Source organism: Thalassospira lucentensis (assembly GCF_001613805.1).
Lineage (GTDB): Bacteria > Pseudomonadota > Alphaproteobacteria > Rhodospirillales > Thalassospiraceae > Thalassospira > Thalassospira lucentensis_A.
The window spans coordinates 84583-94959 of sequence record NZ_LPVY01000007.1; the positions used below are offsets into that span (position 1 = coordinate 84583).

8 protein-coding genes are annotated in these 10377 nt (G+C 53.2%); 6 read left to right on the top strand and 2 right to left on the bottom strand.

Annotated features, from left to right (window positions below; all coding sequences use genetic code 11):
- The first annotated feature begins 121 nt into the window (after positions 1-121).
- A complete protein-coding gene (locus AUP42_RS08515; protein WP_062950917.1) occupies positions 122-1063 on the top strand; it encodes an AEC family transporter in 942 nt (313 codons plus the stop codon).
- Here the strand turns inward: AUP42_RS08515 and AUP42_RS08520 are convergent.
- Complete coding sequence (locus AUP42_RS08520; RefSeq protein ID WP_062950881.1) at positions 1045-3144, bottom strand: bi-domain-containing oxidoreductase; 2100 nt, start codon at positions 3142-3144, stop codon at positions 1045-1047. The genes AUP42_RS08515 and AUP42_RS08520 overlap by 19 nt on opposite strands.
- Positions 3145-3282: 138 nt before the next feature.
- Here AUP42_RS08520 and AUP42_RS21370 point away from each other — a divergent pair, with 138 nt between their 5' ends.
- From AUP42_RS21370 to AUP42_RS08545, 5 genes are all read left to right on the top strand, one after another.
- Positions 3283-4428, top strand: coding sequence for a glycosyltransferase family 4 protein (locus AUP42_RS21370; protein ID WP_062950885.1), 1146 nt, complete (start codon positions 3283-3285; stop codon positions 4426-4428).
- A gap of 253 nt (positions 4429-4681) precedes the next feature.
- Positions 4682-5578 carry a dihydrodipicolinate synthase family protein gene (locus AUP42_RS08530; protein ID WP_062950886.1) on the top strand — a complete coding sequence of 299 codons (897 nt, stop codon included), beginning with the start codon at positions 4682-4684 and terminating at the stop codon, positions 5576-5578.
- Between the two features lie 177 nt (positions 5579-5755).
- Positions 5756-7045 (top strand): NAD(P)/FAD-dependent oxidoreductase, encoded by a 1290-nt coding sequence (locus AUP42_RS08535; RefSeq protein WP_062950888.1) that lies wholly within the window; start codon positions 5756-5758, stop codon positions 7043-7045.
- Positions 7046-7056: 11 nt separating this feature from the next.
- Complete coding sequence (locus AUP42_RS08540) at positions 7057-8058, top strand: 4-hydroxyproline epimerase (RefSeq protein ID WP_062950890.1); 1002 nt, start codon at positions 7057-7059, stop codon at positions 8056-8058.
- Positions 8059-8229: 171 nt separating this feature from the next.
- Positions 8230-8916 carry a GntR family transcriptional regulator gene (locus tag AUP42_RS08545; protein WP_062950892.1) on the top strand — a complete coding sequence of 229 codons (687 nt, stop codon included), beginning with the start codon at positions 8230-8232 and terminating at the stop codon, positions 8914-8916.
- Positions 8917-9000: 84 nt separating this feature from the next.
- On the opposite strand, the gene AUP42_RS08550 is transcribed toward AUP42_RS08545, so the two are convergent.
- Entirely contained in the window at positions 9001-10032 is a 1032-nt protein-coding gene (locus AUP42_RS08550; RefSeq protein WP_062950919.1) for a proline racemase family protein, read from the bottom strand.
- Positions 10033-10377 lie beyond the last annotated feature (345 nt).

Below are 10377 nucleotides of genomic sequence, written 5' to 3' on the forward strand. Positions count from 1 at the left end.
ACGGTACCGCGCGGTACCGTCCTTTCTTTTTGCGGGATGTTCGCCCGTACTTTCATGGAACTGCTGCTATTGATTGCTGGCGCGACCTTTTGGGGTTGTCACCGGGCGCCTGGGGGAAAAGATGCTTGATCTGATCGTTGGAAAAGTAGGACCTGTTTTTTTGACGATCCTGTGCGGTTATCTTTTGACCCGGTTTCGCGTCATCAGCCGCGAGGGAATCCCGTTCCTTGCCCGCCTTGCGATGAGCGCCTTTATTCCGGCAATGCTGTTTCAAACCCTGTCGCAATCGGACATCAGCGCCCATTTCGACTTACGTTTATGGGGCAGTTATTATGCCGGAGCCCTGCTTAACTTTGTTCTGGTGTTTATGGTTGCGCGTGCATGGCTGAAGGCCAGAACGGACGAGGCGGCAATCACCGCAATGGGCGGGGTTTTCTCAAATATTGTGTTACTCGGCATCCCGCTGGTTCAGGCTGTATACGGTGAAGAGGGGCTTGTGCCGCTTCTGATTATCCTGTCGATCCATCCGCTGACTTTGCTGGGATTGACTGTAATGATCGTTGAAGGTTTGCGTTCCAGCGGTGGGCATTGGTTACCAAATGTCGCTGGCAGTGTGGCTAGGGTGCTGCGTAATCCGATTATTGTTGCGATTATTCTGGGTGTGCTGGCGTCCCTGATTGATCTTCGATTGCCCGAAATGATTGATGGAACGTTGGAACGTTTCCGGACCGCGGGCCCGACGATTGCATTGTTGCTGGTTGGGGCCGGGCTTTACGGTCAGTCGGTTCGCGGCAATATGTCTGCAAGCATGTTGTGCACGGTTGCAAAAATGTTCGTGCAGCCTGTTCTGGTGTTCCTGGTTGCGCATTTTGTTTTCGATCTGCAGCCGCTGTGGCTGACAATTGTGGTGCTGATTGCGGCCCTTCCCGCCGGAGCCAATGTGGCAATCATTGCCGGCAGCTATAATGTCTGTATCGACCGTTCCTCGACCACGATCCTGATTACAACGCTGATCAGTGTGATCACCCTGCCGCTTATTGTGCTTTACGCTGGGCCGTATTGATTATCACCACTCGCGGCACCAAGGATCTGATCCATCAGATGTATTTCTGCGTCGATACCGGGGATGCGGGGATTGTGGATTCCTGACTTAATTGTATCGAGGAAGGCGGCAATGGCATCGTCATGCCCCTTGTCCGGGCTGGTCAATAATGGCTTTCGCAGGATTGTCGTGCCATTTATCAACAGTTTTCGCCAATCATTCATGACTGCAGCAAAGCCCGGTGCAGATACTTCCAGAACTTCCTTTGGTGTGTTCTTTCGGGCGGGGCGCAGATAGGAAACTTCTCCGCGCGATCCATCGGCGAAGGTCAGGTGCCAAATGCTGTCTCCGGCTTCGCGTTCAATCCAGTCGCATTGCAATCGGATCAGTTCAGTTTCGGCGAGGGCTGAAATCAGATCGATAAAATGGCTGATTTCGCCGATTGTTCGTCCGCCCTGTCCCTGTCGGTTAAGCCAGTGGTCGGTGGGGATAGGAGCAGGGCGAACCTGATAGCGAAACTGTATTTTACCTTTTGGCAGATGCTTTTTCAGCATTGCCGCCATGGGGGTGAAGCGCCTGTTATGCCCGACCATGAAGATTTGCGGGCTATTTTGTTTCGCAACTTTCCCGAGGGCTTCAAGCTGTTCCCGGCTGACGCAAAGCGGTTTTTCCAGCCAGACATGTTTCCCTGCATTTAATGCCTTGCAGGCAAGGTCGGCATGACTGTCATGGCGGGTGGCAATGAAAACCGTGTCGATATCCGGACTTGCAAGAATGTCTTCCGCAGCGGCGAATGCGGTCGCATCGGGAAATTGACGCCGGATCGCAAGGGCCGAGAGGCAGGACTGCGAAACGACGGCCTTGATTGTGGTGTCCTCTTGTTGTCTTAGTCGCGGCAGCAAGGTACTGACCATATAATTCCCGGCACCGATCAATCCAATTCTGATTGTGCTGTCACTGGCGGTATTGATCTGCACTGCCGGTTTATATGCTTTGGGGCGGTTATCGACATTCTGATACCGGATGACGGTTGCCATCATCGACGGGGAGCCAAGAAAATCGGCGGCATCTTCCAGATCAATCTGCTGCGAAACAAGCGGGGTCGGATCCAGTTTGCCGCTTTTAAGAAGGGCAAGGGCCGCTTGCATGTTACGTTTCACGGTCCAGCGCGCGTGGCCGATCGGGTAATCCTGTCCTAATTGCTCGTAGTTTGGGTCATATCGGCCCGGACCATAGGATCGCACCTGCCGTATGGTGATTTCCTTGCGATATAGAATGTTCCGGGATGCCTTTGGGGTGATGTCTCCGACACAGACAATGATGCCGCGATCCCGGCAAAGTCGTGCCGCGGCTTCAATTATGGTGCCGGTTTCATTGCCGCTGGTGCAGATCAAAACAGCATCAAACTGATCCGCTGGTGCGTTTCGGATTTCCGCGTATGAGTTGCTGGCTCCGCTTGCCATTGCCATATCCCTGCGTTCCGGCACAGGTTCTATCGCGGTTACAATTGCGCCAGCCGCAATTGCCGTTTGGGTCACCAACTGGCCGATCAGACCGCATCCGATCACCGCAACCCTATGCCCGATAACAAGCTCGCCTTGCCGAACGGCATGCAGTGCAATGGCGTAAAGGGTGGCAAAGGTGGCTTTTTCGCTGGTAACGGCATCCGGGACGGAGCAGGCCAGATTACGCGGGACAATATTGTATTCGGCATGGCTCGCATGGCCCAAACCAGCACAGGCAACACGTTGCCCGATATCAAATTCAGTGACATCCTGGGCCACTGCTACAACGATCCCGCAACTGGCATATCCGGTCGCCATCGGCCTGCCGAGCCTTCCCTTTACGGCATTGATCGTTGCCAATGCCCCGTCGCGGCGAAACTTTTCAATGGTCAATGCCACCAGATCCGGCCGTTGCCATGCCTTGCGTATGAGGGATGCTTTTGTTTCGTCTGCCTGCTGCCTTTCGGTGCCTGTGCTGATGACGGATATTTCGGTACGGACCATGATGGTGCCGGGCAACAGGGCGGGAACGGGACAATCGGTAACAGCAATCCGTCTTTCACCGGGAAATCGCAACAATGCCCGCATATCCGTCATAATACCATCCCGATGCACGTTATCGATGAAATATAATACAGGAATTAAATCATATCGGTTTGTGCAGGTCGATCCGTCATTGACGGAACTTGGGCAGGCGTTTAGCAAAGCCGATGTCATAATCACGGAAACGGCAGCATGAAAAAAACGGTGACAATGCAGCGCAGACGTAAATTGATGTTCGTTTGTGGAGAGGATTGGTCCTTTGTTTCTCATCGTCTCGGTTTGGGGCGTGCTGCACTTGTGAGGGGTGACGAGGTGATCGTCGCATGTAATGCTAATGAAGCTGCGGTGAAACTCCGGGCCGAGGGCTTCCGTGTTGTTGATGTGCCGATTGCTCGTGGTGGACTCAGTCCCATAAAATCATTGAAGACGATTAAAGCACTCGCATGTCTGATCCGGCGCGAACGACCGGATATTGTCATAAATGTCGCAATTCAATGTGTTGTTTTGTCTGCATTGGCAGGGCTATTGGTCGGCGTACGTCGTTCGGTAAACATGGTAACCGGACTTGGTTTCATGTTTGTGTCAAATGGAGCAAAGGCGCGCCTCGTTCGCTCGGTGGTTTCGATGTTGATGCGCATATATGCCCGGTGCCCGTCGATCCATGTCATTGTCCAGAATTCCGATGACTTTGAGTTGATGCGAGGGCTTGGGTTTAGTCAGAAGCGCCTCTCGCTTGTGCGCGGCTCCGGGGTAGATATCAGACAATTCTGTCCGGGAAAGCCAGAGAGAAGACATGATGAGCGTAAAACAGCAATCTTTGTAGCCCGGATGTTATGGTCCAAGGGGCTGGCTGAACTGGTTGAAGCTGCAGGTATACTGAAAGACAGGGGATTCAATTACCGTGTGCTTTTGGTCGGGGATATTGACCCGGCAAATCCGGATTCCGCTGATATGGAAAGTCTTGTGAAATGGCAACAGGATGGATTGTTGGAATGGCTTGGTAAACGAAGCGACATCGCCGATTTACTTAGGCAGTCTGATCTTGCTGTTTTGCCTTCATGGCGTGAAGGCTTGCCTAAATCTCTGCTGGAAGCGGCTGCCAGTGGTTTGGCGATGGTGGCATCAGATGTTCCCGGCTGCCGCGAAATCGTCAAGCATAACCAGACAGGATTTCTGGTTCCGATGCGCGATGCTGGGGCTTTGGCGCAGGCGATTGAAGACCTGATGGAAGATGATACAAAGCGCGAGGCGTTGGGGCGGAATGCACGCATCTTGGTCGAACAGGAGCTTTGCGACGCCGTGGTCATTCGAAAAACGCTTGATATTATATCTGCTTAGGCTAACGGCATTATTCGCGGAACGCGTATTCGTTTAATGCCAAGCCCCTAAAAGAACAACCGTTTCGAATTATTAGGAAGGGTCCCGTATATCGGGACCTTTTTATTTTCTGAAATTCTCCATTGCTATCAGATTTCATTTTTTGTATACAATATACATTAACGCAATCAGAGCCTGTAAATTTACGGGTTTTAGCGATCAAGCGGTCTGACCCGATAATGGGGCACGCGACCAAATCAGGAGGTTACTTTCCATGCAGGTAAACTGGACTGGCGTATTCCCCGCCGTTGCCACCCAGATGAATGAAGATGGTTCAATCGATTACGATATGACCGCTCACCAGATTGAAGCACTGATCAAGGCCGGTGTTGACGGCCTCGTCATGCTGGGCTCGGTTGGCGAGAACGCAGCCCTTGAACCGGAAGAAAAAATCGCGGTTCTGAAGCTTGCTGTTGAAGTTACCAATGGTCGTATACCGGTTTTGTCGGGTGTTGCTGAAAACTCGACCCAAGCTGCCATCCGTTATGTTCAGAAATGCGAGGAACTTGGTGCTGACGGCCTGATGCTTCTGCCGGGCATGATCTATACCGCCGATCCGCGCGAAAATATCGAGCATTTCCGTTCGGTCGCGGCCAAGACCAAGCTTCCGATCATGATCTATAACAACCCGGGTGCCTATCGCATCGATATCAAGCCGAAAGAATTCAACCAGCTTGCCGATGTGAAAAACCTGGTCGCGATCAAGGAAAGCTCAGGCGATCCGCGTCGTATTACCGACATCTATAATGCCTGCGGTGATCGTTTCGTTCTGTTCTGTGGCATGGATGACCTTGTCATGGAAACCCAGGTTCTGGGTGCGGTTGGCTGGATTTCGGGCTTTACCGATGCTTTCCCGCAGGAATCGGTCGCACTTTGGAAGCTGCTGTCTGAGGGAAAATACAAGAAAGCGCTTGAAATCTATCGCTGGTTCACCCCGGTCCTGCATATGGATGTTCATGCCAAGCTTGTTCAGTATATCAAACTGGCACAGGAGATGACCGGCGTGGGTAAGGCCCATGTCCGTGCTCCGCGTCTGCCGCTGGTTGGCGAGGAGATGGAACGCATTCGCGCAACCATCCAGAAAGCCATCGACACACGCCCGAAACTTTAATTCGGTTTGCAATCAACGCATTCATCGCATCAGCTTCGTAAGGCGTGATTGCATCTGCGTATGTTTTGGTGGCAAGTGGGAACTCTCCTGCGATTTTCGCAGGGGAGTTTGCTGCCATCTGGCACGAGACGAGAGATCAAGATAAAAGCGCACATCAAAGCAGTCAGGGCCCGGAACATGCCAAAACCTTCTTCCGCTTTAAAGTCCCCCTCACAGTCAAATCAGCATGCCGTCGTTGTCGGCTCCGGGATAGTCGGGGTCAATGTCGGTTTGGCTCTTTTGAAGAAGGGCTATGACGTCACCCTTCTGGATCGCGGAGAACCGGGGATGGGAGCATCCTTTGGCAATGCTGGAGGGATTGCCGTCACGGAATGCGCGCCTGTTGCCATGCCGGGGGGCTGGACAAATGTGCCCGGCTGGCTGATGGATCCGCTGGGGCCGCTTTCGGTGCGCTGGTCCTATTTGCCCAAAATGATGCCGTGGCTGATCCGTTTTCTGGCCGCCAGTTCGAAAAGCCGAGTAGAGCAGATTGCAACCGAATTAGCAGCCATCCTCAACCGCGCCTGGGAAGATTACGATCCGGTGATCGCAGAAGCAGGCCTTTCCGGTGCGGTGTTTAAAAAAGAAGGCGCCATGGGTGTTTATCGCAGCGAGAAAACACGCCGCGATGCCGAATATGGAATTGATCTTCGCCGTCGTAATGGTGTCAAAATTCGTGACCTAACCAAGGACGAGGTCATGGATATTGAGCCTGATCTTGCCCCAATCTTCGCCTGCGGCGTGATGGAGGAGGACTGGGGCCGGGTTCTTGACCCGTTCCGAATTGTTACCGGCTTTTACAAGCATTTTCTGGAACGTGGAGGGAAGTTCCAGAATGCCGAGGTTACCGATTTCGTTTACCACGACGGCAAACCGCGTGCCGCGATAACGGTACAAGGCGATCAGATTACCTTCGACAAGATTGTCATTGCTTGTGGCGCATGGTCAAAAACGCTGGCCAAACGGCTTGGCTCCTCTGTGCCTCTTGATACCGAGCGCGGCTATAATACAACAGTGCCCTATAATGGTGTCAGGCTTTCGCGTATGGTCATTTGTGCTGATGACAGCTTTGTTCTGACCCCGATGGAAATGGGCATTCGTGTGGGTGGTGCCGTTGAACTTGGCGGGCTGGTTGCCGCCCCCAATTATAATCGCGCCAAGGCTCTTTTTGCCAAAGGCAAAGAAGTTCTTCCGAAGCTCAGCGCCGAAGGCGGGACCGAATGGATGGGCTTCCGTCCCTCGATGCCGGATTCCAAACCGGTGATTTCGGCAAGCCCCAAACATGAAAATGTCTTCTTCGCATTCGGTCACGGTCATCTTGGCCTGACCATGGCGGCCACCACCGGACGGCTTATTGCTGATCTGGTGAGTGATGCGACTGCCCCCATTAACGTGACCCCGTATCGTATTGATCGTTTCCAAGGATAAGGCCGCACCAAATGGTAAAACACAGCTTCTTCTGTATTGATGGACATACCTGCGGCAATCCGGTGCGTGTGGTTGCAGGCGGCGGACCAAAGCTTGAAGGTGCAAACATGCTCGAAAAACGGGCGCATTTTCTGGCGGAGTATGACTGGATCAGGACCGGGTTGATGTTCGAGCCGCGCGGCCATGACATCATGTCGGGCTCGATCCTTTATGAACCGACGCGCGACGATTGTGACGTTGCCATCCTGTTTATCGAAACATCCGGCTGCCTGCCGATGTGTGGTCATGGCACGATCGGAACGGTCACCATGGCGATTGAGGAAGGTCTGGTAAAGCCGAAGATCCCAGGCGTGCTGCGCCTTGAAACACCGGCCGGTCTTGTGATTGCCGAATATAAACAGGTTGGCGATTACGTGGAATCGGTCAAACTGACCAATGTGCCATCCTTCCTTTATAAAACAGATATCGAGGTCGACTGTCCCGATCTCGGTCCGATCAAGGTGGATGTCGCCTATGGCGGGAATTTCTATGCGATTGTTGAGCCGCAGGAAAACTTCCGCGATATGGCCGACTACACTGTTGGTGATTTTCAGCGTATCAGTCCGGAACTTCGCCGCCGTCTGAACGAGGTCGCCGAGTTCGTTCATCCTCTTCACCCCGATATCTCGGGCCTGTCGCATATACAGTGGACCGGCAAGCCGACCCAGCCTGACAGCACCCATCGCAATGCGGTGTTTTATGGCGACAAGGGGATTGATCGATCACCCTGTGGAACCGGCTCATCCGCCCGTCTGGCACAATTGGTCGGCAAGGGGCAATGGGACCCGGCGCATGAGCTGGTCCATGAAAGCATTATCGGGTCGCAGTTCCGTGTCACCGTCGTCGAACAGACAAAAGTCGGAGACTATGACGCGGTGGTGCCGGGGATCGAAGGCTGGGCACGCAAGCATGGCTACAATACGATTTTCATCGATGATCGTGACCCTTACGCGCATGGATTTATCGTGAAATAGGCGTTTGATCGGGGCCGGTTTCTATTGGCAAACCCCTGATACCGTAGCGGCATGATTGCAATTGTATTGCGCCTAAACCAACGCATCGGTATGACTAGAAAAAGGGGGCGGTGACGTTTGGGGATATCAAGCCGGGCCCGATACCGCACAGGACAGATAAAAAGAGCCAAAATGACCGCATCACCGCGTTTTACCCGCCGCACCATTACCGATCAGGTAACCGAAGATTTGCGCGCCCGCATTCTGTCGGGTGATTTCCCGGCCGGGTTTCAGTTGCGTCAGGATGCGATTGCTACCGAATATAATGTTTCACGCATTCCGGTTCGCGAGGCTTTGCAACGTCTGGATGCCGAAGGACTGGTGTCGTTCCAGCCCCATAAGGGCGCGATTGTTGCTCATCTCTCGCTTGACGAGATCGAAGAGCTTTTTGAAGTTCGCAAAATGCTGGAATGTGAATTGCTGCGTCATGCGGTGCCGCGACTGACACCCGAAGACATCAAATCGGTCGAAGATATTCTGGCTGTTTACGACGAATCTTTCCGATCGGGTGATATTTCGAAATGGGGCGAACTTAACCGCGAATTCCACGATCGGCTATATCGTGCGTCGAACCGGCCCAAGACGCTCGAAATCATCCGCATGATTGGCAACAATACTGTCCGCTTTACACAAGCACAGCTTGCACTTTCCGGGGCAACTGATCGGGCAGAACGTGAACATCACCATATTCTTGATGCCTGCAAGGCGCGGGATGTCGACTATGCGGTCGAACTCCTCGAAGCTCATATCGAAAATTCGAAAAACAGCCTGATCGAATGCCTGCGCGGGGCACGTGCCAGCGAAGGCTCTCCGAACTGACGACAAGATCATTGCAATCTATAACAAAGGGACGCAGGATTTCGCCGCGTCCCTTTGTACTTTCGGTCGCAAGAAATTTGCGAACTAGCGGACAATAAAACCGCGACCGGTTTCATCATCTGCATCGTGCCAGAAACTGGCTTCACCGCTGTAATGTGCCTTGCCCGATACTTCGGCAATGATCGCCGGATAAGGCCCGCATCTGGTTGTGTCCAAAACGCGACCCTTAAAATCTGACCCGATGATACTTTCAAATGTTCTCGTTACACCGGTTGGGATCAGCCCCTTGGCATGTTGAATGGCAAGCCGCGCGCTGACGCCTGATCCGGTCGGACTGCGATCAACCTGATTGTCGGCAAAGACACATATATTACGTGTTGGCTCTTTGGCAGGTGCATCTTTGCCATCGGTCAGGATAGCACCATACAGAAATGCCAGATCATCATGATCGGGATGGTTTAGCGTGATACTGGCATTCACCGCGCTGCATGCGGACTGCGCAAGATCGATCAGGTCGCGCACCGGTGAAGACCCGACCTCAAGGCCGAATTGTCCGGCATCCAGAACGGCATAGAATGCACCGCCATATCCGATATCTGTTTTGAATGCCCGGCCGTCGGCAAGCGCCAATTCAACATCGGCAGCAAACATGAAGGACGGAACAGATTTGAAACGGACGGCACCACTTTTCCCATTGGTCACCGATACTTCGGCACGTACCAGCCCGCAGGGGCATTCAATATTAACCGGCGTTATCGGTTCGACAGGCGCGACCAATCCGTAATCAACGGCATATCGGCCAAGGGCGATGATGGCGTGGCCGCACATGGTCGAATAGCCTTCATTATGGATGAACAGAACCGCCAGATCGGCTTCGGGCAGGCTCGGTTCGACCAGAATGGCGCCGTACATGTCGTAATGACCGCGCGGCTCGAACATCAGAAACCGCCGCAGATGATCAAGTTTGTTGCGGGTATATCGACGCTTGGCCAGAATATCGTCGCCTGGAATCGCCGGATAACCCGATGTGATGATCCGAAGCGGCTCGCCGCCGGTATGCATATCAATGACTTTGATAGGGGATTTCCGGTTGGGCAGGGGCGGTTTGGAGGTCATCTGGCGACTCATTTTGGTGTTCTGCAAATTTTTAAAGGAAATTCAGGGTCGGATTCCGGCTGAAGTCAGGCGCTTTGTCTGGCAGGACATATCTATCTTAGCGGCGTTGAACATGCGCGCAATAGCGCCGCACCCGGATTTTGGCGTCAGGCGCGACCTTGCAGGTCATAAAAGTGAAACCTATATGTGGTTTCGCGCAAAAATTTTGCGTCTCGCACTTTCTGTCATTTTTTCTTAAAAAAGGTGTTTACAGGTCTGGCGAGGGGCCCTATAACCCGCCTCCACCGACGGGGTGCGGCGCCAGCAAGACGGCGACGCGGGCTGGAAGGTAGAGGGCTACGGCTC

What these genes read in the sequence shown, in the direction of transcription:
- AUP42_RS08515 (WP_062950917.1), top strand. Translation starts at nt 122, where the DNA reads ATGCTTGATCTGATCGTTGGAAAAGTAGGACCTGTTTTTTTGACGATC.
- AUP42_RS08520 (WP_062950881.1), bottom strand. Translation starts at nt 3,144, where the DNA reads ATGACGGATATGCGGGCATTGTTGCGATTTCCCGGTGAAAGACGGATT.
- AUP42_RS21370 (WP_062950885.1), top strand. Translation starts at nt 3,283, where the DNA reads ATGAAAAAAACGGTGACAATGCAGCGCAGACGTAAATTGATGTTCGTT.
- AUP42_RS08530 (WP_062950886.1), top strand. Translation starts at nt 4,682, where the DNA reads ATGCAGGTAAACTGGACTGGCGTATTCCCCGCCGTTGCCACCCAGATG.
- AUP42_RS08535 (WP_062950888.1), top strand. Translation starts at nt 5,756, where the DNA reads ATGCCAAAACCTTCTTCCGCTTTAAAGTCCCCCTCACAGTCAAATCAG.
- AUP42_RS08540 (WP_062950890.1), top strand. Translation starts at nt 7,057, where the DNA reads ATGGTAAAACACAGCTTCTTCTGTATTGATGGACATACCTGCGGCAAT.
- AUP42_RS08545 (WP_062950892.1), top strand. Translation starts at nt 8,230, where the DNA reads ATGACCGCATCACCGCGTTTTACCCGCCGCACCATTACCGATCAGGTA.
- AUP42_RS08550 (WP_062950919.1), bottom strand. Translation starts at nt 10,032, where the DNA reads ATGACCTCCAAACCGCCCCTGCCCAACCGGAAATCCCCTATCAAAGTC.